At 70.1% G+C, this 16,319-nt stretch carries 16 protein-coding genes; 7 read left to right on the plus strand and 9 right to left on the minus strand.

Features of this window, described 5'->3' with window-relative positions:
* Window positions 1–308 precede the first annotated feature (308 nt).
* The 3 genes from KHC24_RS20180 to KHC24_RS20190 are packed head-to-tail and all read left to right on the plus strand — an operon-like array spanning window position 309 to window position 2,535.
* Window positions 309–1,685 carry an alpha/beta fold hydrolase gene (locus KHC24_RS20180; RefSeq protein WP_213365079.1) on the plus strand — a complete coding sequence of 459 codons (1,377 nt, stop codon included), beginning with the start codon at window positions 309–311 and terminating at the stop codon, window positions 1,683–1,685.
* Window positions 1,682–2,269 carry a protein-S-isoprenylcysteine O-methyltransferase gene (locus tag KHC24_RS20185; RefSeq protein ID WP_213365080.1) on the plus strand — a complete coding sequence of 196 codons (588 nt, stop codon included), beginning with the start codon at window positions 1,682–1,684 and terminating at the stop codon, window positions 2,267–2,269. The genes KHC24_RS20180 and KHC24_RS20185 overlap by 4 nt, the downstream gene beginning before the upstream one ends.
* A gap of 14 nt (window positions 2,270–2,283) precedes the next feature.
* Complete coding sequence (locus KHC24_RS20190) at window positions 2,284–2,535, plus strand: DUF1272 domain-containing protein (RefSeq protein ID WP_213365081.1); 252 nt, start codon at window positions 2,284–2,286, stop codon at window positions 2,533–2,535.
* Here the strand turns inward: KHC24_RS20190 and KHC24_RS20195 are convergent.
* From KHC24_RS20195 to KHC24_RS20205, 3 genes are read right to left on the minus strand one after another with little or no spacing between them, the layout of a single operon-like run.
* The gene (locus tag KHC24_RS20195; protein WP_213365082.1) at window positions 2,501–2,983 is read right to left on the minus strand and encodes a DUF1284 domain-containing protein; all 483 of its coding nucleotides are present in this window, start codon (window positions 2,981–2,983) and stop codon (window positions 2,501–2,503) included. The two genes, KHC24_RS20190 and KHC24_RS20195, sit on opposite strands and share 35 nt — an antisense overlap.
* 36 nt (window positions 2,984–3,019) lie before the next feature.
* The gene (locus KHC24_RS20200) at window positions 3,020–3,265 is read right to left on the minus strand and encodes an exodeoxyribonuclease VII small subunit (protein ID WP_213365083.1); all 246 of its coding nucleotides are present in this window, start codon (window positions 3,263–3,265) and stop codon (window positions 3,020–3,022) included.
* 58 nt (window positions 3,266–3,323) lie between these two features.
* Complete coding sequence (locus KHC24_RS20205) at window positions 3,324–4,253, minus strand: histone deacetylase family protein (RefSeq protein ID WP_213365084.1); 930 nt, start codon at window positions 4,251–4,253, stop codon at window positions 3,324–3,326.
* Between the two features lie 270 nt (window positions 4,254–4,523).
* Here KHC24_RS20205 and KHC24_RS20210 point away from each other — a divergent pair, with 270 nt between their 5' ends.
* Together KHC24_RS20210 and KHC24_RS20215 are read left to right on the plus strand one after the other, a co-directional pair.
* The gene (locus KHC24_RS20210; protein WP_271180626.1) at window positions 4,524–5,513 is read left to right on the plus strand and encodes an L-threonylcarbamoyladenylate synthase; all 990 of its coding nucleotides are present in this window, start codon (window positions 4,524–4,526) and stop codon (window positions 5,511–5,513) included.
* 125 nt (window positions 5,514–5,638) lie between these two features.
* Window positions 5,639–6,991, plus strand: coding sequence for a cell wall hydrolase (locus tag KHC24_RS20215; RefSeq protein WP_213365085.1), 1,353 nt, complete (start codon window positions 5,639–5,641; stop codon window positions 6,989–6,991).
* A gap of 678 nt (window positions 6,992–7,669) precedes the next feature.
* Here the strand turns inward: KHC24_RS20215 and KHC24_RS20220 are convergent.
* The 6 genes from KHC24_RS20220 to smc all read right to left on the minus strand — a co-directional run bounded on the left by KHC24_RS20220 (window position 7,670) and on the right by smc (window position 14,352).
* Window positions 7,670–8,152 (minus strand): F0F1 ATP synthase subunit B family protein, encoded by a 483-nt coding sequence (locus KHC24_RS20220; RefSeq protein WP_213365086.1) that lies wholly within the window; start codon window positions 8,150–8,152, stop codon window positions 7,670–7,672.
* A gap of 6 nt (window positions 8,153–8,158) precedes the next feature.
* The gene (locus tag KHC24_RS20225; RefSeq protein WP_373878594.1) at window positions 8,159–8,746 is read right to left on the minus strand and encodes a F0F1 ATP synthase subunit B; all 588 of its coding nucleotides are present in this window, start codon (window positions 8,744–8,746) and stop codon (window positions 8,159–8,161) included.
* 110 nt (window positions 8,747–8,856) lie between these two features.
* Window positions 8,857–9,084, minus strand: coding sequence for a F0F1 ATP synthase subunit C (locus KHC24_RS20230; RefSeq protein ID WP_213365088.1), 228 nt, complete (start codon window positions 9,082–9,084; stop codon window positions 8,857–8,859).
* A gap of 66 nt (window positions 9,085–9,150) precedes the next feature.
* Window positions 9,151–9,909 (minus strand): F0F1 ATP synthase subunit A, encoded by a 759-nt coding sequence (locus tag KHC24_RS20235; protein ID WP_213365089.1) that lies wholly within the window; start codon window positions 9,907–9,909, stop codon window positions 9,151–9,153.
* A 290-nt stretch (window positions 9,910–10,199) separates the two neighbouring features.
* Window positions 10,200–10,580, minus strand: coding sequence for an AtpZ/AtpI family protein (locus KHC24_RS20240; protein WP_213365090.1), 381 nt, complete (start codon window positions 10,578–10,580; stop codon window positions 10,200–10,202).
* A 271-nt stretch (window positions 10,581–10,851) separates the two neighbouring features.
* Window positions 10,852–14,352, minus strand: coding sequence for a chromosome segregation protein SMC (smc, locus tag KHC24_RS20245; RefSeq protein ID WP_213365091.1), 3,501 nt, complete (start codon window positions 14,350–14,352; stop codon window positions 10,852–10,854).
* Between the two features lie 300 nt (window positions 14,353–14,652).
* Here smc and KHC24_RS20250 point away from each other — a divergent pair, with 300 nt between their 5' ends.
* Both KHC24_RS20250 and KHC24_RS20255 read left to right on the plus strand, forming a co-directional pair.
* Entirely contained in the window at window positions 14,653–15,204 is a 552-nt protein-coding gene (locus KHC24_RS20250; RefSeq protein ID WP_213365092.1) for an Lrp/AsnC family transcriptional regulator, read from the plus strand.
* Between the two features lie 157 nt (window positions 15,205–15,361).
* Complete coding sequence (locus KHC24_RS20255; RefSeq protein WP_213365093.1) at window positions 15,362–16,315, plus strand: DMT family transporter; 954 nt, start codon at window positions 15,362–15,364, stop codon at window positions 16,313–16,315.
* Window positions 16,316–16,319 lie beyond the last annotated feature (4 nt).

The raw sequence follows: 16,319 nt of genomic DNA on the forward strand, positions 1-16,319 counted from the left end.
CGCCCGCCGGACGAAGTTCTAGGGCATACACGCTGCCGCGCAGGCGTGCAACGCGTGCTCCCGGCTACCGCCAGGTCGCGGGAGACGTGCTCGCGCCATCCACGGCGCACCCGACCTTGCCGGCCGGCTAAACGACAGGTGGCATGTGCCGGGTGAAAATCAACCCTTGTCGCCGATGACGCGGCAGCGGACCCGGACCCGGCCGGTAGGGCGAATTGCCGGCGCACCACGACCAAACCATGTGGAGACCACGCCATGGCGACATGACGGACATGGAAACGCCCGCCCGCATACATTAGAACCACGCCATGACAGTAGGGGACCCTCCCGACTCGCCCGGCCTCGAGGCGCCGCGTCCCACCGACATCGACGGCGGGCGACGGCTGGTGCTGTTTCTGCCCGGCCACGACCCGACCGACATGGATTATCACCACGGCCGCTTCGCCAACCAGGCCGGTCGCTTCGCCGCGCTATGGTCCTGCCGGGCCGAAGTATCGGCACTCCGCCACGAGCCGGACCTGCCGGTGAGCCTGTGGGGCGCCCGTAGCGAGGGGCCGAACTGGCGGCAGGCAACCGATTTCGCCCTGCTGCGCTGGGACGACATCGTGGTGGCGCTCGACAAGCGGCTCGCCGTGACGCGGCTGTGGCGGGGGCTGGCGGCACTGCTGGAATTCGCGCGGAACGGCACCAGCCGCCGCTACTTCAAGGCGACGCTGCGTTACGGCATCTTCTGCCTGTTCCCGGTCGGCATATTGATGCTGTTCCTGCTCGGCGGACTTCTGGCCGGGTTGGCCGCCGGCCTGGGCACCAGCTTCCTCGTGACGCCCGGACAGGCCGGGCACCTGCCCCTTCTCGTCGGGCTGAGCGTGGGGCTGCTGGTGTTTCTCGGCCTGTTCCACCAGCCGGGGCGGCGCTGGCGGCTGCATCAGGCACTGGACGACTGGGACCTCGCCCGCGACTATCTGCACGGGCGCGCCCCGGTGATGGACGAGCGGCTGGCGCGTTTCGCCGAGTATCTGGTGGAGAGGGTCCGTAACGGCGGCTATGACGAGGTAATCCTGGTCGGCCACAGCCTCGGCGCCACGCTTGCCCTGCGGGTGCTGGTGCTGGCCTTCGCCCGCGACCCGGAGCTCGGGCGGCGCGGCACCCGGCTCAACCTGCTGACCTGCGGCGCCACCATTCCGAAATTCTCCCTGCATCCGGACGCCGCCGCCGTGCGCGCCGATGCCGAGCAGATCGCGCAGCGGCCCGACCTGTTCTGGACCGAGTACCAGGCGCGGCACGACGCCATCAATTTCTACAAGTACCATCCGGTGAAGCTGCGCCGGGCGGAATTCGACACCGCGGAATACGGCCAGCCGATCCTGAAGAACGCCAATCTCAAGCAGATGATCTCGCGCGAGAAGTTGCGGGCGCTGCGCTGGCACATCATGCGCCTGCACTACCAGTCGCTGCTGGCGAACGAGATGAAGGCGCCGTACGACTTCTTCATGATCGCCCTTGGCCCGGTGCCCTTCGCCGAGCTCTGCGCCTCGCGCAACGGGCCGATCAGCCTGTTCGCCGACGACGGTTCGATGCTACTCCGCGAGGACGCGACGCCCACCGAGCCGGCAGATACCGCCAATAGGTCCGACCTCAACGACCCGGCAGGCCTGCAGCAAGACGCCCAAGAGGACGCCTCATGAACCTCATCATCGCCGCCAAGATCGTCTGGGCCATCGGCGTCATCGGCTGGTACGTCATCCGCATTCCCTTCGAGCAGAAGGTGAAGCGCGAGAAGGTGGTCGACGCCCGCCACAAGGTGCGCGAACTGATCCTGCTGTCCTGCTCGACCTGCGGGCTCGGCATCGTGCCGCTGCTGTGGGCGACCTCCGACTTGTTCGAGTTCGCCGACTATCCCTATTCGGCGGTGCAGTTCGCGCTGGGTGCGCTGACCTTCGCCTTCTCGCTTTGGCTGTTCCGCCGCACCCATGCGGATCTCGGCAAGAACTGGTCGGTGACGCTGGAGATCAAGGACAGCCACAAGCTGATCACCGGCGGCGTCTACCGCTATGTGCGCCACCCGATGTACTCGGCCTTCTTCCTGTGGGCACTGGCGCAGTTGATCCTGATCCCCAACTTCATCGCCGGCCCGGCGGGGGTGATCGGCTTCGGCATCCTCTACCTCTTCCGCGTCGGCCGCGAGGAGGCGATGATGCTGGACACCTTCGGCGACGAATACCGCGCCTACATGGCCCGCACCGCCCGCATCGTGCCGGGCGTGCTCTGATCGAGGACCGCCCGATGCTGGAACTGCGTCCCACCTGCGAGTGCTGCGACCGCGACCTGCCGCCGGCCTCGCGCGAGGCGATGATCTGCACCTTCGAATGCACCTTCTGCGCCGATTGCGCGCGCGAGGTGCTCGGCGGCGTCTGTCCCAACTGCTCCGGTGAACTGGTACGCCGGCCGGTGCGGCCGGAAGCGGCGCTCGCGCGGCATCCGGCTTCAACGATGCGGGTGTTCAATCCCGATTGCGCGGCGCGCAAGGCAGGCTGAGATCGCCAGGCAGGCTGAGGTCGCCGGCCGCGCCCGCGAGGCGCACGCGGCGGAAGCCGCCGGCGGCGATATCGTCGCAAAGCCGCGTCCATTGGCAGCCGGCACAGGCGGCACGACTGGCGCCGCTGGCGAAGGCGGCGCGCATCGCCGCGACGCGGGGCGCCGACAGGTCGATCAGGTCGCCCGGCGCGAAGCCGCCGCCGAACAGGCCGGCAAGCGCCGCGCGTGCCCGCGCATCGCGCTCGGTGACGCTGGCGTTCAGGCAATGATGGCCGCCGCCGAGCATCGGCGCGCAGACATCGTCCGGCCCCTCGACCAGCCGGACCGGCTCGCCGGCGTCGAGCCGGGCGACGATCGCGTCGTAATTGGCGGTGAAAGCCGGGGTGTAGCCCCGGCCGACATAGGTCATCAGGCAGAGCAGATGATGGCCGCGCAACCGGATGCTCATCCGCGAACGCTCATCCGCGTGTCCCGGCCTTCCGGCTCATTCCCCGTCGAGCGGCACGGTGCCGGCCGGGCGGCCATCGGCGCCGAGGGTGATCTTCTCCACCCGCGCCTCGGCGTCCTTCAGCAGCGCGTCGCAGCGGGCCTTCAACGCCTCGCCGCGGGCATAGAGGGTGATGGATTCTTCCAGCGGGACGTTGCCGCCCTCGAGCTTGCCGACGATGGTCTCCAGCTCCGCCAGCGCCTTTTCGAAGCTCAGCGTGCTGACATCCGCAAAATCGGCCATGGCATCCTCCGCTCGGATCGGCGCCCGAATCGTCCGGGCGCCCCGGCTATATAGGCGATCAGCCGCGCATCAAAGTCAGCACGTGCTGCTCGGCCGAGCGCGTCAGGCCGTCCAGGTCGTAGCCGCCTTCCAGCACCGAGACGATGCGTCCGGCGCAATGACGCTCGGCCATTTCCATCAGCTTCAGCGTCACCCAGCGATAATCGTCCTCCAGCAGGCAGATATTCGCCAGCGGGTCGCGCACGTGGGCATCGAAGCCGGCGGAGATGATCAGCAGCTCCGGCCCGAACGCCTCCAGCCGCGGCAGAATGCGGCTCGTGAACGCCTCGCGGAAACGCTCGCCATTGTCGCCGGCGCGCAGAGGCGCGTTGACAACGTTGTCGCTGGTGCCGCGTTCGCCGACCGAGCCGGTACCTGGAAACAGCGGCATTTCATGGGTGGAGGCGTACATCACGCTCGGATCCGACCAGAAAATCTCCTGGGTGCCGTTGCCGTGATGCACGTCGAAATCGACGATGGCGACGCGGCCGATGCCGTGCACGCTCTGCGCATGGCGGGCGGCGATGGCGACATTGTTGAAAATGCAGAAGCCCATCGGCGTGCGCGTCTCGGCATGGTGTCCCGGCGGGCGCATGGAAACGAAGGCGTTGGCTACCTTGCCGGTCACCACCTCGTCCACCGCCAGCACCGAGCCGCCCACCCCGCGCGAGATCGCCTCCTCGGTGCCCGGCGACAGCACGGTGTCGCCGTCGATGCGCACCAGGCCTTCGGTCGGATAGGCCTCGGCCAGCGCGTCGACATAGTCGGCCGGGTGCACGCGGATGATGTCCTCGCGGCTCGCCAACGGCGCCTGCTCGCGCACCAGCGTGGCGAACTCTTCCTTCTCGAACAGCCGGTTGAGCACCCGCACGCGGTCGGGACGCTCCGGGTGGCCGGGCGGCGTGACATGGTTGAGCGAGGCGTCGTGCGAGATCAGCAGCGTGTTCATGGGCATCCTTGGGCACCGTTGGCGGGCGGCGGCGTTATTGGTCTTCTTGAACCGTCCGATGGTGGACGATATGCCAGGCACGCCCGGCAGGCCAGCGCGGCCGGCCCGCGACGTCGGCTTTTTTCGCCGCAGCGGAGGCCACGGCTCCCTCCCCCACCGCCGCCTTCAGCCTGGCGCAGCCACGCGGCCGTCGCTCCCCGTGCGGCGGAACTTGTTCAAATTGCGCCGGACATGCTCTAAGCCGGAGCCACACTTTCCGAGGACAGCCCCGTGACCCTTGCCGCTCCGATCATCGCTACCCGTCTGGTGCCGGCGGACGAGGACGGCATCGCGGAGACGGCGCGGGTGCTGCGCGACGGCGGGCTCGCCGCCATCCCCACCGAGACCGTCTACGGCCTCGCCTGCGATGCCACCGATCCGCACGCGGTGGCGCGGCTCTATGCCGCCAAGGGCCGCCCGAGCTTCAACCCGCTGATCGCCCATGTGGCGGACGTCGAGGCGGCGCAGAAGATCGGCCGCTTCTCGCCGACAGCGGCGGCGCTCGCCCGCGCCTTCTGGCCGGGGCCGCTGACGCTGGTGGTGCCGGCAATCGAGGAGGCGACCTCGCCGCTCGCCCGCGCCGGGCTGGCCAGCGTCGCCATCAGGGTGCCGGCGCATCCGGTGGCGCGGGCGGTGCTCCGGGCGGCGGACCGGCCGATCGCGGCGCCGAGCGCCAACCGTTCCGGCCATGTCTCGCCGACCACCGCCGGTCATGTCATGGCCGACCTCCTCGGCGCCATCGACCTGGTGCTCGATGCCGGACCGGCGCCGGTGGGGGTGGAATCCACCATCCTCGACTGCACCGGCGAGGTGCCGGCGATGCTGCGCCCCGGCGGGCTGGCGCGCGAAGAGATCGAGGCGGTGCTCGGCGCTCCGCTGGCGATGCCGGAGCGCGTCACCGACGACGAGACCCCTCAGGCGCCGGGCATGCTCGCCTCGCATTACGCGCCCTCGGTGCCGGTGCGACTGATGGCGGGCGAACTGCATGGCGGCGAGGCGCTGCTCACCTTCGCCGGGCGGGCGCTGCACGGCGCGCCGCCGGTGCGCACCCGCGATCTCAGCCCCGGCGGCGATCTCGTGGAAGCGGCGGCCAATCTCTACGCCTATCTGCGCGAACTCGACGCGCCCGGCGTCGCCGGCATCGCGGTGGTCGAGCTGCCGGCACAGGGACTCGGCGAGGCCATTGTCGACCGGCTCAAGCGGGCGGCGGCACCGCGTTAACCGCGCAGCAAGGTTAATACGCGACAACCATAAGGCCCGGTGCGCGGGGGCTTGCCTGATGCGTGGCCGCCACGCCGGGCGGGGTCGGGGGCCGCCGGGCGGCCATGTTGCGTAGGCGCCGCGTCATGAACTCTTCGCATCGGTCGGTACGGACATCGCGATGGCGGCTCGCCGGTCTGGCGCTTGCCGGCGTGTTCACCCCGTTCCTCGCCAGCGGCATCGGCCATCAGGACATCGCCGCGCTGTTCACCCACAATCCCGAAGTGGTGGCCAAGGCACGCCTCGATGTGCTGCCCGGCACGTTCCGCACCCTGAAGGCCGCGACCTTCGCCTGGCCGGCGAGCACTTCGCTGCCGCCCGGCTCGGCCATTCCGGCGCCGCCGCGGCTGCTGCCGCCGCTGGCCAATGATGTCGACCGGTCCGGCAAGGGCGACCGCCTCGCCGGCATCGACCCGCCCAGCGGCCCCGGCCTGCCCGAAGCCCTGGCCAATGCCGGCACCGCAAGCGGCACGACGGCAGCGGGCAGCGGCACCGGCTCCGCGCTCGCCGCCACGACGGCGGGAACCGGCACCGGCGAGCGCCGCGCCGACGAACTCCGCGCCGGGATGGGCAGCGATCCCTATGAGGCCGGCGAGGACGTGGCCGACGCCAACGACCTTGCCGCCTATTCCTCCGACGCCGGCGACCCGACCGGCGATCCCGCCGAACTGGAAAGCGCCGCCAGCGCCGGCAACGACGCCGTCGCCGCCAGCTTGGGCGAAGGCGGCCTTGCCGGCCCGGCTTATGCCGATCCCTTCGCCAAGACCGACCGTGGGCTGATCGGCGCACCGGAGGGGGCGCTGCCGATCTACCGCCAGGCCAGCCTGATCTTCGGGCTGGATGGCATGCCGGCCCAGCGCTTCCACGGCGGCGAGACGGACGACGACGATTCCGGCACCTCGGTCGCCGCCAAGGGCGTGGACGGCGACGGCAGCGACGAGGTCGACGCCACCGATGGCGCCGAGACGCCGACGCTCGGCCGCATGGCCGGCGCCTCCCCCGCCGACCGACTCGGTCTCGACGGGCGCCGCCGGGCGCGAGCGGAAAAATGCCTCGCCGAGGCGGTGTATTTCGAGAGCCGCGGCGAGCCGGAGCGCGGGCAGATCGCGGTGGCGCAGGTGGTGATGAACCGGGTGTTCTCCGGTTATTACCCGGCCGATGTCTGCCGCGCCGTCTACCAGAACGCCCACCGCAAGCTCGCCTGCCAGTTCACCTTCGCCTGCGACAACATCCGCGACGTCGTCACCGAACCGCAATTGTGGAGACAGGCGCAGCGCATCGCCGCCGACATGCTGGACGGCCGCCTGTGGGACGCCCGGGTGGGACGGGCGACGCATTATCACGCCCGATCGGTGCGGCCGTTCTGGATCCGCGAGATGCGCAAGCTCGACCGCATCGGCGAGCATACCTTCTACCGGCCGCGTCGCTGGACCAGCTGACGGCGAGGCCTCCCGGCCGGCCGCCGCCGAAGCGGCGACGTTTCGTGCACGTGCGAGCTTGAGCTTGCGAGAGGCGCGTCCCGGCTCGCTGCCCAGAGCCTTTTGCCTCGGCCTGAGCCTACGGGACCGTTCCTTCGCGCCCGGAGCGGGCGCGGGATGCCTAAGGCCGGATCGCTCCGGCGGTCGCCGGCACCGTGGGTTGGCGGATCGTACAAGCTGCTGGGCAACCAACCGACATGCCGAAAGGGCGTTCCGCACGCCGTGTTCTGCGGCTTACCCTGCGGCCCCGAGAACCATCGCTTGGGCGCGGGCCTTGCGATCCTCCGCTATGCGGTACGTCGCGCGCTTCTCCGCGCGATCGGCGTAACGACCTACGGGAACACGGGACTTGGGCCACCATGTACCGGGCATTCTACTGCCGCAGCACGGCCACCGCACTCGGCCCGGGCGGTTGGCCGCTCCGGTGGCGCCGCTTCGTTGCGCGAGGTGGGAGGAGGATGCGGCCGGGCAAAACGGGGGCGGATAAGCTGTATCGCGCGGATGATCGCGCCTGAGGAGTGCGCGCGGGGGCGAGAAACGGCGGCACTCCCCGCAGGAATGCCTCCGGACCGCAGCCCCAAAAGCAGAAAGCCCGGCACAAGGCCGGGCTTTCGAAACGCGATGATCGGAGAAAGCCGCCTAGTTCAGCCGCGACTTGACCTCGGCGACGGCCGAATCGAGCAGGCGATCGGCAGTCGCGCCGGTGACATTGGCCGCCAGCACCACCTCGGCCGCCTTCACCGCCGCATCGGCGGCGGCGGCCCGCACATCGGCAAGCGCCTGCGCCTCGGCATTGGCGATCTTCTGCTCCGCCATCTTGGTACGGCGGGCGATGAGATCCTCAAGCTTCGTCTTGGCTTCGGCGGCCAGGCGCTCGGCCTCGGCCTTGGCGGAAGTGATGATCGCCTCTGCCTCGGCTTCCGCCTCATGCTGCTTGCGGCGATATTCCGCCACCAGCTTCTGCGCCTCCTCCTTCAGCCGGCGGGCTTCCTCCAGCTCGGAGCGGATACGCTCGCCGCGGGAGTCGAGCTTGGCGACAATGCCGGAGAAGGCGCCGTACTTCGCCAGGATCGCCATGAAGATGACGAAGGCGACCAATACCCAGAAAGTATCGCTACCCATGGCGCATCAGCTCCCAATGGCCTTGTCGACCGCCGCTTCCACCGCCTGCGGGGCGGGGGCGTCGCCGGTCAGCTGGTTGACGATGGCGCCGGCGGCGTCGACGGCGATGCCGCGGACATTGGCCATGGCGCTCGTCTTGGTCGCCGCGATCGTGGCCTCGGCAGAAGCGAGCTTGGTCGCCAGCTCGGCCTCGAGCGCCTTGCGGCTGGCATCGGCTTCCGCCGCCAGCTTGTCGCGGGTGCTGGTGGCGATCGAGGTGGCCTTGCCGCGGGCACCGACCAGCGCCTGCTCATAGGCTTTGGCCGCCGCCTCGCTCTCCGCCTTCAGCTTGCCGGCCTCCTCGATATCGTCGGCGATGCGATCGTGACGCTCTTCGAGGATGTTGGCGATGCGCGGCAGCGCGATCCGGCTCATCAGCAGATAGAGCCCGACGAAGGCAATCGCCAGCCAGATGAGCTGCGAGGGAAACGTCGTTGCGTCGAAGGGCGGGAATCCGGCGCCATGGGCTTCCGCGGGGGGCACGCCGATCTCCACGCCACTATGGGTGCCCGTTCCGGGCACGGGTGCCTCGGCAGCCCCCCCAGATTGGGCGATGATGAAGGTACCGGCCGGACCGTGGGTCTCGGACATGGTGCGGGCTTCCTCGATCGATAGGGCAAAGCGGGCGCGCCATCAAGGCACGCCCGCTGCCACAAGTCAGGACGTCAGACCACGAACAGCAGGACGAGGGCGACGACGAGCGAGAAGATGCCCAGACCTTCGGCAAGCGCCGCGCCGATGAAGGCGCGGGCGAACTGGCCATCGGCCGCCGACGGGTTGCGCAGGGCGCCCGAGAGGAAGTTGCCGAAGATGTTACCGACGCCGATACCGGCGAGGCCCATGCCGAGACAGGCGAGACCAGCGCCGAGGAACTTGGCGGCATCCGCTTCCATGATCTTCTCCTATTGAATTCGCAAGATTGAGTTGAAGGGTATGAAGGTGTCCCGCGAGCGCGCCGATCAGTGGCCCGGATGCAGCGCGTCGTTGAGATAGATGCAGGTCAGCACCGCGAAGACGTAGGCCTGCAGGAAGGCGACCAGGAATTCGAGCGCGGTGAGCGCCACGACCATGGCAAGAGGCAGCACCGCGCCAAGGAAGCCGGCAAAGCCGCCCGCGGTCATCATCACGATGAAGCCGGCGAACACCTTCATGGCGATGTGGCCGGCGAGCATGTTGGCGAACAGACGCAGCGACAGGCTGATCGGGCGCGAGAGGAAGGAGATGAGCTCGATCACCACCATGAAGGGCAGCAGGAAGGCCGGCACACCCGAGGGCACGAAGAGATGCAGGAAATGCGTGCCGTGGCGGACGAAGCCGTAAATGATCACGGTGCCGATCACCACCAGCGCCAGCGCGGCGGTGACGACGATGTGGCTGGTCACCGTGAAGGAATACGGGATCATGCCGACGAAATTGGCGACCAGCACGAACATGAACAGCGAGAAGACAAGGGGGAAGAACTTCATCCCCTCATTGCCCGCCGTGGTGCGTACCGTGGAGGCGACGAACTCGTAGGAAAGCTCGGCCAGCGACTGCAGCCGCCCGGGCACCAGCGTGCGCCCGCGGGTGGCATAGGTCAGAAAGAAGAAGATGACGGCGACGATGCCGAACATGAAGGCGGCTGAATTGGTGAAACCGAGATGGACGCCGCCCGGCGCCCCCAGATCCACAATATTGAAGATCTGGAACTGATGGATCGGATCGATCTCGACTGCCATCGCCGGTCGCTGCCCTCGTCCCGCGTCGCCCCACGATGGAGCGCGCGCCCTGCCTGACCGCGCCACCCGGACGGGCGACACGCATGAATTGATCGAACCGAAGCGATGCCGGCGGCCGTGGCCGCCCCAACTCTCCAGGCACCGCCCAAGGCGGCGACTTCGTCACCTTCGCGCCACCTTCCGGCGGCAGCCTGGATCCGCGCGCCACACCGTGGCGGGATCCTGGCCCGGGCGCCGCCCGGCGGCACCCTTTCGTTCACGCGTCGCCCGCAGGCGACGAAGCTTAAATTCTACGCGCCGCCCTTCGGTGGCGTCTTGCGGCCGAACTCGCCGGCCGCCCGCATCATGTTCACCACGCTGGCACCGAAGCCGAGCAGCAGGAACACGATCATGCCCCACGGCGCGATGCCGAAGAGATAGTCGATACCCCAGCCGAGGCCGGCACCGACCAGAACCCCCGCCACGAACTCCGCACCCAGCCGGAAGGCAAGCGCCATGCCGGAAGCCGTGGAGGTCGGGTCCGCCTTCGGATCCGCCTCCTCCGCCCTGCGCTCGGCCTGCACCCGCTGGAGTGCCGAGCCGAGGCCGCGAAGCCGGCCGGAGAGTTCGGAATCGGAGAGATCCGGCTTGTCTGTGCCGCCCTGGCCGTCCGTTTTTTCGCGGTCGTCCATGATCCGTGCCCAGCCTTGACCGGAGAAGGTTTCCCTACCCCCGAAACCGGGCGCACCATAGTGTTCGCCCCAAGGGGTGTCAAGGAGCCGTTCACATCTTTTAAGCCATTGAAAAGGATTGATAAAACCCGGAAGGGGACGCCTTGTCGCAGGTGTTTTGCACGGCTCTCCGCACCAAGGGAAGCTGTCCGCTGTGTTTTTGGCATGCCAGAGCCGGTGTTTTGGCATGCCAGAGATCGCCGCCCGTGGCATGACGTCGCTTGCCCTAGCGTCAGCTGGCCTCGCGAAAACTCTCCGCGGTGGCAAGATCGACCGAGACCAGCCGGGAAATGCCGCGCTCCGCCATGGTGACGCCGAACAGCCGGTTCATCCGGCTCATGGTGATCGGGTTGTGGGTGATGGTGACGAATCGGGTCTGCGTCAGCCGCCGCATCTCGTCGAGCAGGTTGCAGAAGCGCTCGACATTGGCATCGTCCAGCGGCGCATCCACCTCGTCCAGCACGCAGATCGGCGACGGGTTGGTGAGGAACACCGCGAAGATCAGCGCCATGGCGGTCAGCGCCTGCTCGCCGCCCGACAGCAGCGACAGCGATTGCGGCTTCTTGCCGGGCGGCTTGGCGATGATGTCGAGGCCGGCCTCCAGCGGGTCTTCCGAATCGGTGAGAATCAGCTGCGCCTCGCCGCCGCCGAACAGCGTGCCGAACAGCTGGCGGAAATGCCCGTCCACTACCGCGAAGGAGGCGTTGAGGCGCTCGCGCGCCTCGCGGTTGAGGCTGGAAATGCCCTGGCGCAACCGCTTGATCGCCTCGGTGAGGTCGTCGCGCTCGGCGGCGAGGCCCTGCTGCTGCGTCTCGATCTCGGCGAGTTCCTCCTCGGCGCGCAGATTGACGGCGCCGAGCCGCTCGCGCTCGCGCTTCAGCCGGTCGAGTTCGGCCTCCACCGCCTGCGGGTCCGGCAGCGCTTCCAGCGAATCGGTATCGAGGCCGGCGATCTGCCGGGCACTCTCTGGCGGCCCGTCCAGCGTGTCGGCAATCTCGCGGATGAGATCCTCGCGGCGTTGCTTTGCACCCTCCAGCCGCGTCTCGGCGCGGGCCGAGACCTCGCGCGCCGTGGCCAGCGCGTCGAGCGCGGCGCGGGCGTCCTGCTCGGCCTGACGGCTGGCGGCCTCCGCGGCGGCAAGCGAATCGGATGCCTCACGGCGAGCGGCCTCGGCGCGTTCGATGGCCGAGAGCAATTCGCGGCGGCGGGCGGCGAACACGGCGGGCGCCTCGTCGAGATCGGCGCGCTCGATGGCGGCCTCCTCGCGGCGGGCGTCGATGGCGGCCACCCGCTCGCCAGTGCCGGCGGCGCGGGCCTTCCACGATTCCCGGTCATGAACGATGGCGCCGAGGCGGCGCTGGCGCTGGTCGCGCTCGCGAACAAGTCCCTCGGCGGCGGAGCGGGCTTCGGCGAGCTCGGCACGATGCTGGGCGACGGCGAGACGCGCCTCGGCCAGCCGCGCCTCCGCCGCGCCGGAGGGCGGCAGCGCCGCCAGCGCCTCCCGCGCCTCCTCCAGCACGATGGCGCGTTGCTCGCGCTCGGCCTCGGCGCGCTCCAGATTGGCGTCGAGCGCCGCCTTGCGGGCGGCGCGCTCGGCACCGGCACGCTCGGCGCGGGCATACTCCTCGCGCGCGGTCTCCATGGCACGCAACGCCGCGCGCCGCGCTTCGCGGGCGTGCCCCTCCATCGAGCCAGCTGCGCGCAGCGCCTGCTCGGCGGCGGTCAGCGCCGCGCGATGGGTGGCGACCTCGGCGCGGGCGGCGACGAGCTGGGCGTCGAGATCGGCCAGCCGGTTGCGCTCGGCGAGGCGGCGGGCCGCCATGGTGGGAGCATCGGCGGCGGCGGCGAAGCCGTCCCAGCGCCACAGATCGCCCTCGCGGGAAACCAGACGCTGGCCGGGAGCGAGACGGGCGAGAAGGCCCGGCCCATCCGCCCGCGCGACCACGCCGATCTGCGCCAGCCGGCGGGCCAGCACCGCCGGCGCCTCGACATGATCGGCAAGCGGCACCGCGCCCGACGGCAGCGCCGGATCGACGGGGCGGGGCGGCGCCAATGGCAGTTCGCCCTGCCCGGTCGGCGACCACCGCACCGGCGCCTCGCCGGCCGCGGCGAAATCGACGGCCGGCGCATCGAGATCGTCGCCGAGCGCGGCACCGAGCGCCGCCTCGAAACCGCGCGCCACCGTGATCTGGTCGAGCACCGGCGGGAAGCGCTTCGGCGTGCCGATATCGAGCAGCTTCATCAGCGTGCGCTGCTCGGTGTCGAGCCGCTGCGCCGTGCGCTCGGCCTCGGCGAGCGGGCGGCGGGCATGGTCCAGCGCGGCGCGCGCCTCGACATGCGCCGCTTCCACCTCATTGGCCAGCGCCTCGGCCTCGGCGAAGGCCTCCTGTGCCGCCTCGGCGGCGGCGCGGCGCTCCTCCAGCCGGTCGGCGCCGGCGGAGGCCGCGAGGCCGCGGGCCTGCTCGGCGAGCTGCGCCAGCTCGCGATCGAGCCTGGCGAGGCGATCGGTCTCCTCGCGCAACGCCCGCTCGGCACCGGCGCGATGGGCGGCACCCTCGGCGCTGGCGGCGGTCGCCTCGTTGAAGGCGGCCTCGGCGACGGCGAGCGCCTCCTCGGCGATCACCCGCGCCTCTTGCGCGGCTTCCAGAATCTCGACCGATCCGGCTTCGACCTCGCCGAGGGCCGCGGCCTCCTCGGCGAGCCGGGCCAGCATGCCCTCGGCATCCGCCGCCAGCGCCGCCTCGCGTTGCAGGTCGCCGGCCAGCTGGGCGAGCCGGCGGTCGAGCTCGGCGACGCGGGCGCTGGCGCGCGCCTCCTCGCCATCCAGCTCGCCGCGCGCCAAACTGAGGCGCTGCAGGGCGGCGGCGGCGGCGGCATCCGCCTCGCGCAGCCCCGGCAACCCATGCGCGGCGACAGCGGCGGCGCGGGCGGCCTCGCCCTGCGCCAGCGTGCCGGCGGCCACCTCGCGCACCGCAAGGTCGAGGGTGCGGCTCGCCTCCGCAAGGGTGCCGGCGGCCTCCGACCAGCGCAGCCACAGTAGCGCCGCCTCCGCCTTGCGGATGTCGCCGGAGACGGCGCGGTAGCGGCTGGCCTGCCGCGACTGGCGGCGCAGCGCGTCGAGCTGGGTGCCGATCTGGCCGATCACGTCCTCGAGGCGGGCGAGATTGGCCTCGGCGGCGCGCAACCGCATCTCGGCCTCGTGGCGGCGGGCATGCAGGCCGGCGACGCCGGCGGCCTCCTCGAGGATACGGCGGCGGGCGGTGGGCTTGGAGCCGACGATCTCGCCGATCTGCCCCTGTCGCACCATGGAAGGCGAGCGCGAGCCGGAGGAGGCATCGGCGAACAGGATCTGCACGTCGCGCGCCCGCACCTCGCGGCCGTTGACGCGGTAGGAGGAACCGGCCTCGCGCTCGATGCGGCGCGACACCTCCAGCCGGTCGGCATCGTTGAAGATCGCCGGCGCGGTACGGTCCTCGTTCTCGATGACCAGCATCACCTCGGCGGTGTTGCGCGCCGGTCGGGTGGCGGTGCCGCCGAAGATGACGTCGTCCATCCCCTCGGCGCGCATCGCCTTGTAGGAATTCTCGCCCATCACCCAGCGCAGCGCTTCGACGAGATTCGACTTGCCGCAGCCATTCGGGCCCACGACGCCGGTGAGGCCGGGCTCGATGAGCATCTCGGTCGGCTCGACGAAGGTCTTGAAGCCGAGAAGGCGCAGCCGGGTGAATTTCATGCCCTCAGGGTGCGGCCGGAGGGACACAAGTTCAAGTGGGCGCGAGCGGACGATCCACGACATGTTGGGGATTTTGCAGGATTGCGGCTCCAGACCGACACGTCTCGGACGCGCGCGGAAGATGCGGGAGCACCCGACTCCGCGCTGACGGCTCGGCACTGACGGCCCAGCCCCAGCCATCGCCGCGCCTGAACTGTCAGCTTTACTGACCGAAAGGCCAATTGCCGTGCGGCGGGTTCTGCCGGCAAACTTGCCTCCAGCAGCCGATCCTGTCGCATTCCCCTGCCATGGAGACAGAGCATGCGCCTTCCCGTGGTCGATCCCTTCGATATGCGCATCCTCAGGGAATTGCAGCAGGACGGGCGGCTGACCAATGCCGAACTCTCCGAGCGCATCGGCCTGTCGCCCTCGCCCTGCCTGCGGCGTACCCGGAGGCTGGAGGAGGAAGGCCTGATCGCCGGCTATCAGGCGCGGCTCGACGCCTCCCGGCTCGGCCTCGGCGTGCTCGCCTTCATCCAGGTGCATCTGGAGCGCCAGGTCGAGGAGGCGGCGCGGGATTTCGAGGCCGCGGTGCTGGACCGGCCGGAGGTGATCGCCTGCTACAGCGTCACCGGCGACAGCGACTATCTGCTGCATGTGGTCTGCGAGGATCTCGACGGTTTCGCGCATTTCGCCCATGACGTGCTGATGGGCCTGCCGGGGGTGCGTGGCGTGCGCTCCTCGCTGGCTTTGAAACGGGTGAAGGAAAGCGGCACCCTGCCGCTCGGCCATCTGCGCCCCGCCCCTGCGCCCGCGGATTCGACTGCCGAAAAGATGGGCAGCGACAGCCGCGAGGCAAAAATGCGGCGCTGACGGCAGAATCTGCCGCGCCGCCCGCCTTCCCCACCCGCAGAACGCAAGGACATGCCGGGCATAGGTCAATTACACTGACCTATATCGGCGCTGCGCGGCCAACCGCCTCGCCCCGACCTTTGCGGCATCAGCGTTTTCGAGGTGAGGAGGCAGCGTCATGGCATTCGTGGCAGACACCCTGAATCCCCTGCGTTCCGGCGCCGCGCGCCGTGGCGCGCCGATGGCGCCGGCGACGCTGGCGGCACTGGCCCTCACCGGTGCGGCGCTGCTGTGGTCCGGCAATTTCCTTGCCGGCCGCATGGCCGCCGACATCCTGCCGCCCGCCACCTTCTCCGCCGCGCGCTGGGCGTTCGCGCTGCTGCTGCTGCTGCCCTTCACCTTCCGCGAGATCCGCGCCAATGCCGGCGAACTGAAGCGCCGCTGGCCGCTGTGGATGGCGGCCGGCGTGCTCAACATCGCCGTCTTCACCGTGCTGATCTATGCCGGCCTCGCCCATACTAGCCTCGTCAACGGCTCGATCATCGGCTCGGCGGCGCCGATCCTGGTCGGCCTGCTCGGCTGGCTGATGCTGCGCGAGCGCACCAGCCGAAGGGCGCGGCTGGCGCTCGGCGTCTCAACCCTCGGCGTTGCGCTGATCGTCACCCGCGGCGACATCGGCAACCTCACCGGGCTGGCGCTCAATCCCGGCGATCTGGTGCTGTTCGGCGGCATCAGCGCCTTCGCGCTCTATGCGGTGCTGCTGAAGCGCTTTCCCGGCGGGCTGTCCGCCGCCGCCGCGCTGGCGGTGTCGATCCCTTTCGGCCTGGTGGCGCTCGCCCCCTTCGCCGCCGTCGAGATAGCACAGGGCGGAATCGGCACCGCGCATGCCGGCGAGGCGGCGCTGCTCATCGCCTATACCGCGATCTTCCCCACCATCGGCTTCGTGCTGTGGGCACGCGGCGTCGCGGTGCTGGGCCCGACCCGCGCCGGGCAGTTCCTGCAGCTGATGCCGGTGTTCGGCGCGGTGCTGGCGGTCGGCCTGCTCGGCGAGAGCCTGCAAATCTACCACGTCGCCGGCCTCGCTTTGGTCGCCGCCGGCCTCGCGCTGCGCGACAAGCGGGTGACGGCCTGAAATT

The organism is Ancylobacter defluvii (assembly GCF_018390605.1).
Taxonomy (GTDB): Bacteria; Pseudomonadota; Alphaproteobacteria; order Rhizobiales; family Xanthobacteraceae; genus Ancylobacter; species Ancylobacter defluvii.

Bases quoted from the DNA above. Each gene is read 5' to 3' on its own strand.
- KHC24_RS20180 (WP_213365079.1), top strand. From the start codon at position 309: ATGACAGTAGGGGACCCTCCCGACTCGCCCGGCCTCGAGGCGCCGCGT.
- KHC24_RS20185 (WP_213365080.1), top strand. From the start codon at position 1,682: ATGAACCTCATCATCGCCGCCAAGATCGTCTGGGCCATCGGCGTCATC.
- KHC24_RS20190 (WP_213365081.1), top strand. From the start codon at position 2,284: ATGCTGGAACTGCGTCCCACCTGCGAGTGCTGCGACCGCGACCTGCCG.
- KHC24_RS20195 (WP_213365082.1), bottom strand. From the start codon at position 2,983: ATGAGCATCCGGTTGCGCGGCCATCATCTGCTCTGCCTGATGACCTAT.
- KHC24_RS20200 (WP_213365083.1), bottom strand. From the start codon at position 3,265: ATGGCCGATTTTGCGGATGTCAGCACGCTGAGCTTCGAAAAGGCGCTG.
- KHC24_RS20205 (WP_213365084.1), bottom strand. From the start codon at position 4,253: ATGAACACGCTGCTGATCTCGCACGACGCCTCGCTCAACCATGTCACG.
- KHC24_RS20215 (WP_213365085.1), top strand. From the start codon at position 5,639: ATGAACTCTTCGCATCGGTCGGTACGGACATCGCGATGGCGGCTCGCC.
- KHC24_RS20220 (WP_213365086.1), bottom strand. From the start codon at position 8,152: ATGGGTAGCGATACTTTCTGGGTATTGGTCGCCTTCGTCATCTTCATG.
- KHC24_RS20230 (WP_213365088.1), bottom strand. From the start codon at position 9,084: ATGGAAGCGGATGCCGCCAAGTTCCTCGGCGCTGGTCTCGCCTGTCTC.
- KHC24_RS20235 (WP_213365089.1), bottom strand. From the start codon at position 9,909: ATGGCAGTCGAGATCGATCCGATCCATCAGTTCCAGATCTTCAATATT.
- KHC24_RS20240 (WP_213365090.1), bottom strand. From the start codon at position 10,580: ATGGACGACCGCGAAAAAACGGACGGCCAGGGCGGCACAGACAAGCCG.
- smc (WP_213365091.1), bottom strand. From the start codon at position 14,352: ATGAAATTCACCCGGCTGCGCCTTCTCGGCTTCAAGACCTTCGTCGAG.
- KHC24_RS20250 (WP_213365092.1), top strand. From the start codon at position 14,653: ATGCGCCTTCCCGTGGTCGATCCCTTCGATATGCGCATCCTCAGGGAA.
- KHC24_RS20255 (WP_213365093.1), top strand. From the start codon at position 15,362: ATGGCATTCGTGGCAGACACCCTGAATCCCCTGCGTTCCGGCGCCGCG.